This window comes from Pseudomonas sp. MCal1 (assembly GCF_026341415.1).
GTDB lineage: Bacteria > Pseudomonadota > Gammaproteobacteria > Pseudomonadales > Pseudomonadaceae > Aquipseudomonas.
Genome location: NZ_JAKUMP010000012.1, coordinates 150,761 through 166,019 on the forward strand (window position 1 = coordinate 150,761; position 15,259 = coordinate 166,019).

Consider the following 15,259-nt stretch of genomic DNA (forward strand, 5'->3'; position numbering starts at 1 on the left):
TGTTAATCAGCGCAGAATCACTGGCGCCGTATCACGCGGCAGATTGTTACGTTGCTGCGGCTCACGCGGCTGCTCGTAACCGCCACCGCCGAGCTGCATGCTCAGTTGCCCGGCCACGTCTTCGCCCAGCGCCTTCGACACGTCACGCACCACCCGCGGGCGGTTGAGCGAGATCTTGATGTCGCGGTGGTTCACCAGTTTGGTGTCCTGCGCTTCACCCATCGCCGTGAAGGCCGAGGTGATTTCGTAGGTCTTGGTGTTGATCAGGCTGAAGTCAGCCACCAGCGTCAGGCCCAGCACGGCGGAGTAGCTGTCGGTGTTCGCCAGCTCGTTCACGTCCTGGGTGAAGTCGATGTCCGATACAGTGCCGAACAGCACGTAATCGGCACCCTTGAAGTTGCCGGCCTTGATCCGCTTGATCACGTCGTAGACGTCACCTTTGGAGGACGCGGTGTACGGCGTGCCCTGCACCAGCTGGAACATGCCGGTACGCAGGATTTCACCCTTGATGTCACCGGTGAATTTACGCAGTTCGGTCTGTTCGATGTAGCTGGTGGTGGCTTCGAGCTCGTTGTAGCTCGAAGACCCACTGGCGCTGTAATAACCTTCGCGGTAATTGTTCTGTGCCGAAACGATGTGGATGTATTGCTCCACACGTTCCTGGTACGCCAGATCCGTCACCGCGACTTTCGGGGCCGCCTGCACGCTGAACGCGCAAGCCAGGGCCATCATGCCAATCCATGCGCGCATCGATTAACGCTCCGTGGTTTTGCGGATCTCTTTTTCGTCCATCCACTCGGCCAGACCGCTTTCAACGTCGATCAGTTGCAGGCTGAATTTGTAGAAGACGTCTTTGTAGTCGCTGCTGCGCTTGACGATCGAACTGATCGAACCTTCAAGACGGTATTTGGCGGCGATCATGTTGCCAGTCTTGGCCACGGTGCTCTTCTTGTACAGGCCGCTCTGATTTTGCAGCTTGAGCTGGTCGACCTGGCTCTGCATCGCATTGTTGTCGCTGGCGAAGCGGGCGGTGCCGGACTTCATCAGCTGGGTCTTGATGCTGGTGGTGATTTCGCGGGTGTCGATGTATTCGCTGGTCTTGTTCTTCACGTCGTAGACCTGCACCACAGGGCGACCCTGCAGGATGCCTGACTGGGCCAGCGAACGGGTCATCGATTCGGCGATCATCTGCAGGTCGGTGGAGCCGAACTCGTTGGTCACGGTTTCAACGGCCTTGGTGTCGCCGTAGCTGATGTTCTTGCTGCCCAGGGTCGGCGAAGTGTTGGCGCAACCGGAGGCCAGCAGGGCGAGGACGGCGATGAAGGAAAAGCGTGCAAACATGGGAATGATCTCTGAATCGGAAATAGGGTGTCGGGCTTAAGGCGTCTTGAGTTCCAGACGGAAGTCCACGGCTTTCGGCGTCGGGGCAATGCCCTGGATGAAGCTGGTCTGGGCGCCGTACATCATCTGGCTCTTCCAGACTTCTTCTTCGGCGATCGGGAACCCTTCCGGCCCGAGCCAGGCGAAGCGGTAGTAGAACGTCTTGTTGCTGTTGAGGGTGTTGCTCAACTGCACGTTGACGGTCATGAAACCGTTTTCGCGGGCCACGCGCATCGCGCCGACCACGATGTGTTTCTGCGGGCCCATGGCCACGACCTTGCTCGCGGCGCTGCCCGGCTCCGGCGGTGGCGGGGTGGCGCAGCCGCTCGCCAGAAGGGCGAAGGCGGCGACGGCGATGAGTTTGAGGCGCATGCAAAGACTCCGTTCTTAAGGTTGTTTGAGGCTGGCCACGGCGGTGGCGCCAGCGCTCGGGGTGACGTGGGCGGCGAGGCCGGCGGCGAACACCTGATTGCCGACGGCGCGCAGGGTGATCACCTGGTAACGCTGATCGACGGTCACCTTGACCTGAGAGCCCCCGACGGCGCTCGGCAGAGTAACCTGGTGCTCACCCTTTTTCAGGCGCAGACGGACCACTTGTGTGGTGTCCGGCAGGGTGCGCCACGTACGGGTATCGGCACCTTCGAGCACAGCTGAAGAAATACCGACCGCCAGACCGGCCAGCGGGTTGGTTTCGTTGATCTTCTTCTGCGCCACACCTTTGGTGATCGCGCGCACGGTGGTGCGCAGGATGATCCCCGGCATGTCATCGCGCAGCGCGCGGCGGGACATGGCGGTGGTGCTGTTCAGTGCGGTCAGGTCGACCTGCTGGCCATCGACGCCGATCTGCGCGAAGGTCGCGGTGGAGGTGTCAGGTTTGATGATCGGGAACGACAGCGGGGTGATCACTACGTTGTTGGAGATTGGCAGCGGCAACGGCACGCGGATCGAATCGCGGGCCGGCGCCAGACCGCTTTGCACCACGATCAGGATGTCGCTGTCGTCGCTCTTGACCGGCTTGTCGAGGTTGACCAGCGCCTGCTCCAGCAGCGGGGTGTTCGGGCGCAGCTCGGCAGCCTTGCGATAGCCCGGCGCAGCCAGGTCTTTCTCGCCCAGGGCTTCATAGACGAAACCGGCCAGGTAGTGGCTGAACGCACTCTGGTAGCTGTTTTTCAGGCCGACCACTTCCGGCGCGTCGAGGCTGGCGACCGGATAGCCCTGCAAGTCCTTGTATTCGGTCTTGATGCCTTCTTTTTCGGCTTCCTCTTCGCTCTTGAGGTATTCCTTGTCGCGCAGGTCGGCGATCACCGCTTCACGTTCGTGCGTCTTCTTGATTGCGGTACGGGCGCCGTCGAAATCATTGACCGCCAGCAGGTTCAGGGCCATCTGCGTGGTCAGCATGACTTTTTCGTAGTCGTAGCCTTCGTAGCGGCGCACCTTGTCGTTGACCAGGAAGCTGCCGAACTGGGCCAGGTACTTGTCGGTGTCGAGCTTGACCGAGTCTTCCCACTTGCCCACCACCTGGTCGGCGCTGGTCCAGGCATTCTGGCTGCCGGACAGATCGCCCTTGGCGCGCAGCAGTTCACCCTTTTCGAAGTAATAGAGCAGGTCCTTGTCCGGGCCGGTGTTGTTCTTTTCCAGCAGGGTCAGGGCGGCGTCGACGTTGCCGGTAGCCAGTTGCTGGTTGGTCTGGGCCAGTTCGGAATCGTAGTTGCGAAACGCCGAACAGCCGGACAGCAGGGTGACGGCGCTGAGCGCGATCAGAGTGGGAGCGCGGAATGCCATGGGGTACTTCTTCCATGAGTAGCGACAGCCTCGGGTGCGGGTCGGGCTGCTGGGACCGATCGACAGTGGCATTGGCCTCCTGCCAATTCCTCATAAAAAGAGGAGCTTTAATGCCGCATCGCGATAGCGGGGGCGCGGCATTATAAGCGGGCGATGCTGGCTATGTAATAGCTTTTTAATTGCACCGGTTAGTTAGGTGCCATTACTTGTCCGGCAATCTGGCATTGCCGATTACGTTGGCGACATCTCTCAGAACTCGCAGGTTGACCAACTGGTGATCGCGGTCGATGCGCAGGATGACCGATGACGCTCCGGGCGCATTGGGCGCATTGAATCGATGATCGCCTTTCTTCAGTCGAATGCGTGCCACCAGTGTCTTGTCGGGGAGCGTGCGCCACGTTCGGGTATCGGCCTCCTCAAAGGGATCGTGCTCGGTGACGACCAGCGAGGCCTTGGCCGGATTGCGCTCGTTTTCCTGCGCCTGGGAAATGGCGGCCATGTTGGCGCGAAACATCGCCCGGGAAATGATCGCCGGCATGTCGTCGCGCAACGTACGGAATGCCATGTCGGTAACGCTGTTGATCATGGTCAGCCGCCGCTTGCGGCCATCCACCAGGATGTGGTCGAACGCCGGTGTGACGGTGTCCGGCACCAGAATGGGAAACGAGATCGGCGCGGTAATGACCAGATTTTCATTGAGCCGCACCGGGATCGGCACTGTTACCGAGCTGCGGGCCGGCGCCAGACCGCTCTGGACGACGATCAGAACATCGCTTTCATCATCCTTGGCCGGCGGTTTGTCGAGATTGCGCAGCGCCTGTTCGAGGAAGGGCGTGTTCGGGCGCAACTCGATCGCTTGGCGATAACCCGGTGCGGCCAGATCCCGTTCACCCAGCGCTTCATAGGTGAACCCGGCCAGGTAATGGCTGAAAGCACTCTGGTAGCCGTTCTTCAGTTCAATCACCGCCGGCGCATCCAGGGTGGTGACGGGATAGCCCTGCAGATCCTTGTATTGCACGACGATGCCTTGAGCTTTGGCCTGTTCCTCGAGCTCTTCATACTGGCGCTCCCGCTGGCGGGCGATCAGTGCTTCACGTTCGTGGGTCTTCTTGATATCTGCCCGGGCGCCGTCGAAATCACTTTCACCCAATTGGTTGAGGGCCATCTGTGTGGTCAGCATGACTTTTTCGTAGTCATAGCCTTCGTAGCGACTGAGCTTGTCGTTGACCAGCATGGTGCCCATTTCATAGGCAAACCGGTTGAGCAGCTTCATGGGGGCGGAAGGCACGGCTTCTTCGCGCTGGAACACCATCCGGTCGGCGCTGCGCCAGGCTTTCTGGCTCTGCGGGCGTGCGTTGGCGAAGCTGAGAATCGAACCCTTCTCGAAGTAGTAGAGCAGGTCCTTGTCTTCCCAGGGGTTGTGCCACTCCAGCACATCCAGTGCGCCCTGATAGTCGCCGAGCATCAGCCGGTCGTTGGTTTGCTGCATTTCCAGGTCGTAATTGCGGTAAGCGGCGCATCCGCTAAGTAGCAGGAGCGTGCCGATTAACATCGGGAACAGCAGGCATTGGCGCATGGAGTGCAGCTCTTCCTTGAACAGTAAGGCGGGAGGTGTCGGATTATATGGGCGGGCGATGGCCAAGTGCCGGCGATTGGAGAGAAAGCTTGAGTCAGGCTCCCTCGACGTGAACAATATGTAACTTCGCATTTCCACTTGAGACTCATTCATGACTGCCGCGTCCCGATTCCTGGCCTGGCTGGTGTTCCCGTTGTGCGCGCTGAGCAGCTTCAATCTGCTGGCCGACACCGTGGAAGGCGCACCGCAAGCGCTGCACCTGCTCGATTACATCAGCGCCGATTACCCGCCGACGGTGCAGGCTGGCAAGGTCATCGACGACGGTGAATACCGCGAGCAGCTGGAATTCACCCAAGTGCTGCAAGGGCTGATCGCCGGCCTGCCGGCCAAACCTGAGAAGGCGGCGCTGGAACAGGGTGTCACTGCCTTGCACGCCGCCATCACGGCGAAACAGGACGGCGCGGACGTGGCCCGTCAGGCCCGGCAACTGGGGGCGAAACTGGCGGTGGCTTATGAAGTCAGCCAGGCCCCGATCATCACGCCTGATCCGATCCGTGGCGCGCCGCTCTACGCGCAAAACTGCTCGGTGTGCCACGGCGACACGGGTGCCGGTGACGGCCCGGCGGGCCTTGGCATGACGCCGGCGCCGGCCAATCTGCGCGACGCCGCGCGGATGGATCACCTGAGTCTGTATGCGATCTACAGCACCCTCGGTCAGGGCGTCGAAGGCACTGACATGCCAGCCTTCGCCGATCAACTGGATGATCGTCAGCGCTGGGACCTGGCGACCTATATCGCACAGTTCAGCGCCGATCCGGCCACGGCCAAATCCGACAAGACCTACAACATCGCCGACCTTGCCCGTCAGACTCCGGCCGAAGTGCAGGCTGCCGAGGGCGCTGAAGCCGCTGCGATCTTCCGCGTGCAACGGGCGCAGCCGCCACAAGTCAAGCGCGGCCCGGCGCAGTTGCTCGACTACACCGCCGCGACGCTGGACAACAGCCTGGCGGCGTACCGTGCCGGTGAGCACGATCAAGCCTATGACCTGTCGGTGGCGGCGTATCTGGAAGGCTTCGAACTGGTCGAAAGCTCGCTGGACAACGTCGATGCCAACGTGCGTAAAGACACCGAAAAATCCCTGATGGCCTATCGGCAATCGCTGCAGGACGGTTTGCCGGTGGCGCAGGCCGAGCAGCGTCTGGACGCGGCCAAGGCCAAACTCAAGGAATCTGCCGGTCTGCTGGGCAGCGACGGTCTGAGCTGGTCGCTGAGCTACATTTCCGGCCTGCTGATTCTGCTGCGCGAAGGTCTGGAAGCGATTCTGGTGCTGGCGGCGATCCTCGCGTTCCTGCGCAACACCGGCCAGCAATCGGCGGTGCGCAGCGTCAACATCGGCTGGGGTCTGGCGCTGCTGGCGGGCCTTGGCACCTGGGCGCTGGCGGCGTACGTGATCGATGTCAGCGGCTCCCAGCGTGAACTGCTCGAAGGCGCCACGGCGCTGTTCGCCAGTGTCATGGTGTTGTGGCTTGGCGTGTGGATGCACGACCGTCGCCACGCGGCGGCCTGGCAGGATTACATCAAACAGAGCCTGGTCGGTGGCGGCGGGCGTTTCGGCTTCGCGATCCTGGCGTTCTTCTCGGTGTACCGCGAGCTGTTCGAAGTGATCCTGTTCTACGAAACCCTGTGGTTGCAGGCCGGTCCCGCCGGGCATAACGCGGTACTCGCCGGCGGCGCGACGGCGCTGGTGCTGCTGTTCGGTCTGGCATGGGTGATCCTGCGCGGTTCGGCAAAACTGCCACTGACGCTGTTCTTCAGCATCAACGCGGCGCTGCTCTGCGCGTTGTCGGTGGTATTCGCCGGCCACGGCGTGAAGGCGTTGCAGGAAGCCGGGATCTTCGGCACCCGGCCGGTGGCGTTCTTCGATTTCGACTGGCTGGGGATTCACGCCGATGCCTATTCGCTGACGGCGCAGGCCGTGGCGATTGCGGCGATCATCGTGCTCTACGGTCGCAGCCGGGTGGCGGAAAAGCGCCGGGTGGCGGCCTGAGATGATGCGCGTATGGATCGATGCCGACGCCTGCCCGAAGATGGCTAAAGAGCTGGTGGTGAAGTTTGCCCTCAAGCGCCGCTTCGAGGTGGTGCTGGTGGCGGGGCAGCCGCAGAGCAAACCGGCGCTGGCGATCGTCAAGCTGATCGTGGTGCCGAGTGGCCCGGATGCGGCGGATGATTATCTGGTGGAACACGCGGTGCCGGGCGAACTGGTGATCTGCAGCGACATCCCGCTGGCCGACCGGCTGGTGAAGAAGGGTGTGGCGGCGCTGGACCCGCGAGGCAAGGAGTTCGACGCGCAGAACATGGCTGAGCGGCTGGCGACGCGCAACCTGTTCACCGACTTGCGTGAACAGGGCCAGGTCAGCGGCGGCCCGGCACCGTTCGGTGACCGGGAGAAGCAGGCGTTTGCCAACGCGCTGGATCGGATCCTCACCAGGCTCACCCGCAAAACCTGAACATTGATCGTTCCCACGCTCTGCGTGGTAATGCCTCTCGGGACGCTCCGCGTCCCAGCCTCACCGCCGATGCAATGCAGACGCGGAGCGTCCAAGGCTGCATTCCCACGCGGAGCGTGGGAACGATCGCTATCGCCGGTCAGGCGTCGTTTTCGTGGGTCAGCTCAAGCACCCGATCCACCAGCTTGTTGATCCCCGAAGCCGCCTCGCTGATCGTCTGCGCCAGCATGTACGCCGGGGTCGTCACCAGTTTGCGCGCCTTGTCTTCGATGATGTCGGTCACCGCGCAGTCTTCGTGGGTGGCGCCCATCTTGTTCATGGCGGCGGCCGTGTCGGCATCGTTGCCGATGGTGCAGGTCACGCCCGGGCCATAGATTTTCGCGGCCAGCGCGGGCGAGATGCAGATCAGGCCGACAGGCTTGCCCGCTTCGGCAAAGGCTTCGGCCAGCGCCAGCACTTCCGGCTGTACGGTGCAGCCGGCGCCTTCGCTGGCGAAGTTCGACAGGTTCTTCGCTGCACCAAAACCGCCGGGCACGATCAGCGCATCGAAGTCCTCGACATCGGCCTCGCCCAGGTCCTTGACGTTGCCCCGGGCGATGCGTGCCGATTCCACCAGCACGTTGCGCGACTCGGGCATTTCTTCACCGGTCAGGTGGTTGATCACATGCAATTGCGCGATGTTCGGGGCGAAGCACTGCACCTGAGCGCCGCGCTGGTCGAGGCGCAGCAGGGTGATGACGCTCTCTTGGATCTCGGCGCCGTCGTACACGCCGCAACCGGACAAGATCACTGCAACTTTTTTGCTCATGGGTTTCTCTCCAGATTCATGGCGTTAAATGTCCACTAATTTGTCGCTCGTTGCCATAGGGTGCAGCCGCGGCTACACCTAGGATCTGTGCTACAGATTTCGACCAGGGCACGTCATGAACTTCATTCTGTATGCGGTGCCGTTTTTCTTCGTATTGATGGCGGCCGAACTCATCGCCGACCGCTGGCGCGGGGTGAGCAACTATCGCCTGGCCGATGCGGTGAACAGCATCAGCACCGGCGTGTTGTCGACCACCACCGGCCTGCTGACCAAGGGTGTTGGCCTGGTGACCTATGCGTTTGCCCTTGAGCATCTGGCGCTGGTCAGGTTGCCTGCGGACAGCGTCTGGGTGTGGGTGTTGGCCTTTGTTCTCTATGACTTCTGCTATTACTGGCTGCATCGCATGGGCCATGAACGCAACATCCTCTGGGCCGCGCATTCGGTGCATCACCAGAGCGAGGACTACAACCTTTCTACCGCCTTGCGCCAGACCAGCACCGGGTTTCTGCTGAGCTGGATTTTCTACCTGCCGATGGCGGTACTCGGTGTGCCGCTGCTGGTGTTCGTCAGTGTTGCGGCGCTGAATCTGCTGTATCAGTTCTGGGTCCACACCCGGCATATTCCCAAGCTCGGCTGGTTCGAGTGGTGCTTCGTCACGCCGTCCAATCATCGGGCCCACCATGCACAGAACGCTCTCTACATGGATCGCAACTACGGCGGGGTGTTCATTATTTGGGACCGTCTGTTCGGCTCGTTCCAGGAAGAGGACGACAATGAACCGGTGATTTTTGGCGTGACCACGCCGTTGGCGAGCTGGAATCCGTTGTGGGCCAACCTGCAGTTCTACGCGCAGCTGTGGGAGGACGCGCGTCGGGCCGAGCGCACGTGGGACAAAATTAGGATCTGGTTCATGCGCACCGGCTGGCGTCCGGCGGACGTCGCGGCGAAGTACCCGATGAGCAAGCCGGACCTGCGTCAGTTCCGCAAATTCGAGGTGGCGCTGGACAGCCGTCGGCAGTGGTACGTGGGGTTGCAGTTCGGCGTGTACGTGGCGCTGGGCAGTTACCTGATGAATCTGGAACACAGTCTGTCCACCGCTGCATTGCTGCTTGGCTGGAGCGCGGTGGCGTTCGGTCTGTTCGTGTTGGGCGTGGCCCTGGAGAATCGCCCGTGGGCGGGAAGGCTGGAAGCGCTGCGGCTGGCATCGAACCTGCCGCTGGTGTGGCTGGCGCCGCTGGTCGGGCTGTGGCCGGCCAGCCCGGGGATATGGGTCGGCCTGCTCAGTTACAGCCTGCTCAGCGGCATCGGGCTGTATTGCTGCCGCCAGCGACTTACTCGGCTGGCGTCTTAGGGTCGGCAGCCTTGGCCATGTCGGCTTTGTGCTGTTCGGCCTTGGCCAGTTGCTCGGCCTGTTCTTCCTCGTAGACCTTTTTCGCCAGCCGGGCATTCTTGAACCGGCGGCGCAGCCACAGGCCCAGGCCGAGCACCAGCAGTGCGCCCAGTACCCACAACTCATACTTCTTGATGCTGCCGAGCATGCCTTCGAGCACAGCGCCGAAGTGGTAGGCGGCAGCGGCCAGGGCGGTTGCCCAGATCGCGGCGCCGATACCGTTGAGCAGCAGATAACGTCCCGGCGGATAGCCCGACAGGCCGATCGCTACTGGCATCACCGTGCGCAGGCCGTATACGAAGCGAAAGCTCAGGACCCAGATGTCCGGGTGCTTGCGGATGTGTTCCAGCGCGCGGTCGCCCATCATCTGCCAGCGCGGTTTGCGCGCCAGCAATTTGCGTCCGTGTTTGCGGCCCAGGAAGTACCACAGCTGATCCCCGGCATAGCTGCCGAAGAACGCCACGACCACCACCAGTTTGATGTCCATGTATTCACGGAACGCGAGGAAGCCCGCGAGCACCAGGATGGTTTCGCCTTCGAAAAACGTCCCGAGAAACAGGGCAAAGTAGCCGAAGTCATGCAGAAATTGTTGGAGCATTGTCTGGGTGCTGGCGAAATGAACGCGCAGCCTAACCCTTCGGACACATTCAGGAAAGTGTCGAAATGTGTCTCGACGTGAACATTTCCTACACGGACAATGGAAAGCGACTACCTGTCGCAGGGGTGCACATAACTGTCATACGACCGTCATAATGGCCATCTATAACTGTCACGCTCGCCGGTTTGCGCGGGCTCAGGAGTCTGCCGTGAGCTTTACCCCAGCCAACCGTCTGTTCCCTGCCACCCGTCTGCGTCGCAATCGCCGTGACGATTTTTCCCGGCGACTGGTGCGTGAGAACGTGTTGACGGTCGATGACCTGATCCTGCCGGTGTTCGTGCTCGACGGTGAAAACCGCCGCGAAGCCGTGGCCTCGATGCCCGGTGTCGAGCGCCTGACCATCGACCTGCTGCTGGAAGAGGCCGCCAAATGGGTCGAACTGGGGATTCCGGCGCTGGCGCTGTTCCCGGTCACCCCGCCGGAGCTCAAATCCCTCGACGCCGCCGAAGCCTGGAATCCGCAAGGTATCGCCCAGCGCGCTACCCGCGCCCTGCGTGACCGATTCCCCGAGCTGGGCGTGATTACCGACGTTGCCCTCGACCCGTTCACCACTCACGGTCAGGACGGCATTCTCGATGAAGAAGGCTATGTGCAGAACGACATCACTGTCGATGCGCTGGTCAAGCAAGCCTTGTCTCATGCCGCTGCAGGCGCCCAGGTGGTTGCCCCGTCGGACATGATGGACGGCCGCATCCAGGCAATCCGCGAAGCGCTGGAGCTGGCCGGTCACGTCAATGTGCGGATCATGGCCTACTCGGCCAAGTACGCCAGCGCCTATTACGGCCCGTTCCGCGATGCGGTAGGTTCGGCCGCGAACCTGGGCAAGGCGAACAAGGCCTCCTATCAGATGGACCCGGCCAACAGCGACGAAGCGCTGCACGAAGTGGGCGCGGATTTGTCTGAAGGCGCGGACATGGTCATGGTCAAGCCCGGCATGCCGTACCTGGACATTTTGTTCCGGGTAAAAGATGCCTTCAAAGTGCCGACCTTCGTCTATCAGGTCAGCGGTGAATACGCCATGCACATGGCGGCGATCCAGAATGGCTGGTTGAGTGAAGGCGTGATCCTCGAATCCCTGACCGCCTTTAAACGTGCCGGCGCTGATGGCATCCTCACTTACTTTGCTGTCCGTGCCGCTCAATTGTTACGAGAGCAGAAATAGCCCTCCCAGGAACATTCGATGAATACCGAAGGACTCACTGAAGTTGCCGTAAAAGAAGCTCAACCCGTGGTCGAGCAGATTACCGAAACCCCGCCGGAACTGGAGCCTGCGCCACCCGCGCCGGCAACCGAGCCTGCCGCGGCGGCACCGGCGATCGCGATTCCCGGCCTGGATGACAGCAGCCTGTACATCCACCGTGAATTGTCGCAACTGCAGTTCAACATCCGCGTGCTGGAACAGGCGCTGGACGAGTCCTACCCGTTGCTGGAGCGGCTGAAGTTCCTGCTGATCTTCTCCAGCAACCTCGACGAATTCTTCGAGATCCGCGTCGCCGGCCTCAAGAAACAGATTACCTTCGCCCGTGAACAGGCCGGCGCTGACGGCCTGCAACCGCATCAGGCCCTGGCCCGCATCAGCGAGCTGGTGCACGGTCACGTGGACCGCCAGTACGCGATTCTCAACGACATTCTGTTGCCCGAGCTGGAAAAGCATCAGGTGCGCTTCATCCGTCGGCGCAACTGGACAACCAAGCTCAAGACCTGGGTCCGCCGCTATTTCCGCGACGAGATCGCGCCGATCATCACCCCGATCGGTCTCGACCCGACGCACCCGTTCCCGTTGCTGGTGAACAAGAGCCTGAACTTTATCGTCGAGCTCGAAGGTATCGACGCCTTCGGGCGCGATTCCGGTCTGGCGATCATCCCGGCGCCGCGCCTGCTGCCGCGGATCATCAAGGTGCCGGAAGAAGTCGGCGGCCCTGGTGACAACTATGTGTTCCTGTCGTCGATGATCCACGCTCACGCCGATGACCTGTTCCAGGGCATGAAGGTAAAAGGCTGCTACCAGTTCCGTCTGACTCGAAACGCCGACCTTGCGCTCGATTCCGAAGACGTCGAAGACCTGGCCCGCGCCCTGCGTGGCGAGTTGTTCTCCCGTCGTTACGGTGACGCCGTGCGCCTGGAGGTCGCCGACACTTGCCCGAAACACCTGTCGGACTACCTGCTCAAGCAGTTCAACCTGAGCGAGACCGAGCTGTACCAGGTCAACGGTCCGGTGAACCTGACGCGTCTGTTCAGCATCACCGGGCTGGACAGCCATCCGGAACTGCAATACACGCCGTTCACGCCGCAGATCCCGAAACTGCTGCAAAACAGCGAGAACATTTTCAGCGTGATCAGCAAGCAGGACATCCTGCTGCTGCACCCGTTCGAATCGTTCACCCCGGTGGTCGACCTGCTGCGCCAGGCTGCCAAGGATCCGCATGTTCTGGCGGTGCGCCAGACCCTGTACCGTTCCGGCGCCAACTCGGAAATCGTCGATGCGCTGGTGGACGCCGCGCGTAACGGCAAGGAAGTGACGGCGGTCATCGAGCTGCGGGCGCGTTTCGACGAAGAATCCAACCTGCAACTGGCCAGCCGTCTGCAAGCGGCCGGTGCGGTGGTGATCTACGGCGTGGTCGGCTTCAAGACCCACGCCAAGATGATGCTGATCCTGCGTCGCGAGGCCGGCGAGATCGTGCGTTACGCGCACCTCGGCACCGGTAACTATCACGCCGGCAACGCCCGTCTGTACACCGACTACAGCCTGCTGACCTCGGACGATGCCTTGTGCGAAGACGTCGGCAAGCTGTTCAGCCAGTTGATCGGCATGGGCAAGACGCTGCGCATGAAGAAGCTGCTGCATGCGCCGTTCACCCTGAAGAAGGGCATGCTCGACATGATTACCCGCGAGACGCAATTTGCGCTCGACGGCAAACCGGCGCACATCATCGCCAAGTTCAACTCGCTGACCGATCCGAAGATCATCCGCGCGCTGTACAAGGCCAGCCAGTCCGGCGTGCGCATCGATCTGGTGGTGCGCGGCATGTGCTGCCTGCGTCCGGGCATCGCCGGGGTATCGCACAACATTCACGTGCGCTCGATCATCGGCCGCTTCCTGGAGCACACCCGGGTGTTCTACTTCCTCAACGGTGGCGAGGAGCAGATGTTCCTCTCCAGCGCCGACTGGATGGAGCGCAACCTCGACAAGCGCGTCGAGACTTGCTTCCCGGTTGAGGGCAAGAAGCTGCTGACCCGGGTCAAGAAAGAGCTGGAGCTGTACCTGACCGACAACACCCACAGCTGGAGTCTGCAATCGGACGGCCGCTACATCCGCAACACGCCGACCGGCAACCAGAACCCGCGCAGTGCGCAGGCGACGTTGCTGGAGCGGTTGGGCAGCCCGATTCTGCCGGTGAGCAGCTGACCGCAGGTTTCAAAGAAATAAAAAAGGCGATCCATCCGGATCGCCTTTTTTGCGCCTGACTTGCCACTCAGTGAACGGTCAGAACAATCCCCACCCGCGTCAGCCATTCGGCTTCAAGCCCGAAATCGGCCTGGGTCAGCTGGTTTTCATCCAGCCAGTTTTCCGGGAATTCCACGTCGAGGTGGTTGCCGTTGGCATGCAGCGCAACCTGCGGCATCGCCTGGGTGCCACGAATGTGGTGGAACAGGATGGCGAAACGCAATAGCACGCACAGACGGATCAGCTTGTCGCCGTCGTCGCCGAACTCGGCGAACTTGTCCTTGGGGATGTTGCGGCGGTGGCCGCGCACCAGCAGGGCGAGCATTTGCTGGTCTTCGCGGGAGAAGCCGGCGAGGTCCGAGTGCTCGATCAGGTAGGCACCGTGCTTGTGGTAGTGATAGTGAGCGATGTCGAGCCCGACTTCGTGCACTTTCGCCGCCCAGCCCAGCAGTTCGCGCCAGATGCCGTCGTCCAGCTCCCAATCCACGGCCACTTGATCGAAGGCGTGCAGGGCTTTGCGCTCGACCCGCGCGGCCTGTTCCAGGTCGACGTGGTAGCGCTCCATCAGCGAGGTCAGGGTGCGTTCGCGCACGTCTTCGTGGTGATGGCGGCCCAGCAGGTCGTACAGCACGCCTTCACGCAGTGCGCCTTCGCAGTGATCCATGCGTTGCAGTTCAAGAGCATCGAAGATCGCCTCAAGAATCGCCAGGCCCGCCGGGAAGATCGCGCGGCGGTCAGGCTTGATGCCTTCGAAATCGATCTTGTCGACATCGCCAAGCTTGAACAGGCGACGCTTGAGCCACGCCAGGCCTTCGGCGTTCACTTCGCCGGTGCCATGGCCGCCGGCCTTCAGCGCCAGGCCGATGGCGCGGATGGTGCCCGAGGAGCCGATGGCCTCATCCCAGGTCAGGCGGTGCAGGGCGTGTTCGATGCTCATGATTTCCAGGCGCGCCGCCGTGTACGCCTGGGCGTAGCGGGCCGGGGTGATCTTGCCGTCCTTGAAATAGCGCTGGGTGAAGCTCACGCAGCCCATTTGCAGGCTTTCGCGCAGCAGCGGTTCGAAACGCTGGCCAATGATGAATTCGGTGCTGCCGCCGCCGATGTCGGCGACCAGACGCTTGCCCGGTGTGTCGGCGAGGGTGTGGGACACGCCCAGGTAGATCAGGCGCGCCTCTTCACGACCGGAGATGACTTCCACCGGATGGCCGAGGATTTCTTCGGCGCGGCGGATGAATTCGCCACGGTTGCGCGCCTCACGCAGGGCGTTGGTGCCAACGATCCGCACGGCGCCCAGGGGCATGCCGTTGATCAGTTGGGCAAAGCGCTTGAGGCAGTCGAGCCCGCGCTGCATGGACTCTTCGTTGAGCTGACGCTCATCGTTGATGCCGGCGGCCAGTTGAACCTTTTCTCCGAGCCGCTCGAGAATGCGGATTTCACCGTTCTGGGCCTTGGCCACGACCATATGGAAGCTGTTGGAGCCCAGGTCGATCGCGGCGATCAGGGACAGATTCTTGGCTTGGGATTGGGGCATGGTCAGGGGGTCTCGGTCGATAACCCCGCCATCGTGCCACGATCAAACGCTGCCGCCAACGCGCAGGGTTCAAACCCTTGATTCAGCGCATAAAGTCAGTGACCGCTGCGCGGTCAATGACGCTGATCGTTCCCACGCTCTGCGTGGGAATGCCTCAATGGACGCTCTGCGTCCGCTTTTGG

Annotated in this window: 13 protein-coding genes; 5 read left to right on the forward strand and 8 right to left on the reverse strand. The window is 61.8% G+C overall.

The annotated features are described in order from the left end of the window. Positions 1-6: 6 nt before the first annotated feature. From MKZ87_RS20625 to MKZ87_RS20645, 5 genes are all read right to left on the reverse strand, one after another. Positions 7-750: a penicillin-binding protein activator LpoB gene (locus MKZ87_RS20625; protein ID WP_085696875.1), complete on the reverse strand. Its 744-nt coding sequence runs from the start codon at positions 748-750 to the stop codon at positions 7-9. Positions 751-753: 3 nt separating this feature from the next. Further along, positions 754-1,341, reverse strand: a complete 588-nt coding sequence (gene lpoB / locus MKZ87_RS20630) for a penicillin-binding protein activator LpoB (protein ID WP_085696876.1) — start codon at positions 1,339-1,341, stop codon at positions 754-756. Between the two features lie 36 nt (positions 1,342-1,377). Continuing rightward, positions 1,378-1,752, reverse strand: coding sequence for a YcfL family protein (locus MKZ87_RS20635; protein ID WP_085696877.1), 375 nt, complete (start codon positions 1,750-1,752; stop codon positions 1,378-1,380). Between the two features lie 15 nt (positions 1,753-1,767). Beyond that, positions 1,768-3,162 carry a COG3014 family protein gene (locus MKZ87_RS20640; protein ID WP_085606055.1) on the reverse strand — a complete coding sequence of 465 codons (1,395 nt, stop codon included), beginning with the start codon at positions 3,160-3,162 and terminating at the stop codon, positions 1,768-1,770. 202 nt (positions 3,163-3,364) lie between these two features. After that, positions 3,365-4,738: a COG3014 family protein gene (locus MKZ87_RS20645; protein WP_085696878.1), complete on the reverse strand. Its 1,374-nt coding sequence runs from the start codon at positions 4,736-4,738 to the stop codon at positions 3,365-3,367. A gap of 151 nt (positions 4,739-4,889) precedes the next feature. On the opposite strand from MKZ87_RS20645, the gene MKZ87_RS20650 reads away from it, so the two are divergent. Both MKZ87_RS20650 and MKZ87_RS20655 read left to right on the forward strand, forming a co-directional pair. Further along, complete coding sequence (locus tag MKZ87_RS20650; RefSeq protein ID WP_085702343.1) at positions 4,890-6,785, forward strand: FTR1 family protein; 1,896 nt, start codon at positions 4,890-4,892, stop codon at positions 6,783-6,785. Positions 6,786-6,789: 4 nt separating this feature from the next. Continuing rightward, complete coding sequence (locus tag MKZ87_RS20655) at positions 6,790-7,245, forward strand: YaiI/YqxD family protein (protein WP_085696946.1); 456 nt, start codon at positions 6,790-6,792, stop codon at positions 7,243-7,245. Between the two features lie 139 nt (positions 7,246-7,384). Here MKZ87_RS20655 and elbB read toward each other — a convergent pair whose 3' ends face one another. After that, a complete protein-coding gene (gene elbB, locus MKZ87_RS20660; RefSeq protein WP_085702344.1) occupies positions 7,385-8,053 on the reverse strand; it encodes an isoprenoid biosynthesis glyoxalase ElbB in 669 nt (222 codons plus the stop codon). 115 nt (positions 8,054-8,168) lie between these two features. Here elbB and MKZ87_RS20665 point away from each other — a divergent pair, with 115 nt between their 5' ends. Then, on the forward strand, positions 8,169-9,404 hold the full coding sequence (locus MKZ87_RS20665; protein WP_085696881.1) for a sterol desaturase family protein: 1,236 nt from the start codon (positions 8,169-8,171) through the stop codon (positions 9,402-9,404). On the opposite strand, the gene MKZ87_RS20670 is transcribed toward MKZ87_RS20665, so the two are convergent. After that, positions 9,385-10,041, reverse strand: a complete 657-nt coding sequence (locus MKZ87_RS20670; RefSeq protein ID WP_085702345.1) for a DedA family protein — start codon at positions 10,039-10,041, stop codon at positions 9,385-9,387. The genes MKZ87_RS20665 and MKZ87_RS20670 overlap by 20 nt on opposite strands. 208 nt (positions 10,042-10,249) lie before the next feature. On the opposite strand from MKZ87_RS20670, the gene hemB reads away from it, so the two are divergent. Then, positions 10,250-11,263: a porphobilinogen synthase gene (hemB, locus tag MKZ87_RS20675; protein WP_085696883.1), complete on the forward strand. Its 1,014-nt coding sequence runs from the start codon at positions 10,250-10,252 to the stop codon at positions 11,261-11,263. Between the two features lie 18 nt (positions 11,264-11,281). Then, positions 11,282-13,507 (forward strand): polyphosphate kinase 1, encoded by a 2,226-nt coding sequence (gene ppk1, locus MKZ87_RS20680; RefSeq protein ID WP_085696884.1) that lies wholly within the window; start codon positions 11,282-11,284, stop codon positions 13,505-13,507. Between the two features lie 67 nt (positions 13,508-13,574). Here ppk1 and ppx read toward each other — a convergent pair whose 3' ends face one another. Further along, on the reverse strand, positions 13,575-15,077 hold the full coding sequence (gene ppx, locus MKZ87_RS20685; RefSeq protein ID WP_085696885.1) for an exopolyphosphatase: 1,503 nt from the start codon (positions 15,075-15,077) through the stop codon (positions 13,575-13,577). Positions 15,078-15,259 lie beyond the last annotated feature (182 nt).

Bases quoted from the DNA above. Each gene is read 5' to 3' on its own strand.
- MKZ87_RS20625 (WP_085696875.1), bottom strand. From the start codon at position 750: ATGCGCGCATGGATTGGCATGATGGCCCTGGCTTGCGCGTTCAGCGTG.
- lpoB (WP_085696876.1), bottom strand. From the start codon at position 1,341: ATGTTTGCACGCTTTTCCTTCATCGCCGTCCTCGCCCTGCTGGCCTCC.
- MKZ87_RS20635 (WP_085696877.1), bottom strand. From the start codon at position 1,752: ATGCGCCTCAAACTCATCGCCGTCGCCGCCTTCGCCCTTCTGGCGAGC.
- MKZ87_RS20640 (WP_085606055.1), bottom strand. From the start codon at position 3,162: ATGGCATTCCGCGCTCCCACTCTGATCGCGCTCAGCGCCGTCACCCTG.
- MKZ87_RS20645 (WP_085696878.1), bottom strand. From the start codon at position 4,738: ATGCGCCAATGCCTGCTGTTCCCGATGTTAATCGGCACGCTCCTGCTA.
- MKZ87_RS20650 (WP_085702343.1), top strand. From the start codon at position 4,890: ATGACTGCCGCGTCCCGATTCCTGGCCTGGCTGGTGTTCCCGTTGTGC.
- MKZ87_RS20655 (WP_085696946.1), top strand. From the start codon at position 6,790: ATGCGCGTATGGATCGATGCCGACGCCTGCCCGAAGATGGCTAAAGAG.
- elbB (WP_085702344.1), bottom strand. From the start codon at position 8,053: ATGAGCAAAAAAGTTGCAGTGATCTTGTCCGGTTGCGGCGTGTACGAC.
- MKZ87_RS20665 (WP_085696881.1), top strand. From the start codon at position 8,169: ATGAACTTCATTCTGTATGCGGTGCCGTTTTTCTTCGTATTGATGGCG.
- MKZ87_RS20670 (WP_085702345.1), bottom strand. From the start codon at position 10,041: ATGCTCCAACAATTTCTGCATGACTTCGGCTACTTTGCCCTGTTTCTC.
- ppk1 (WP_085696884.1), top strand. From the start codon at position 11,282: ATGAATACCGAAGGACTCACTGAAGTTGCCGTAAAAGAAGCTCAACCC.
- ppx (WP_085696885.1), bottom strand. From the start codon at position 15,077: ATGCCCCAATCCCAAGCCAAGAATCTGTCCCTGATCGCCGCGATCGAC.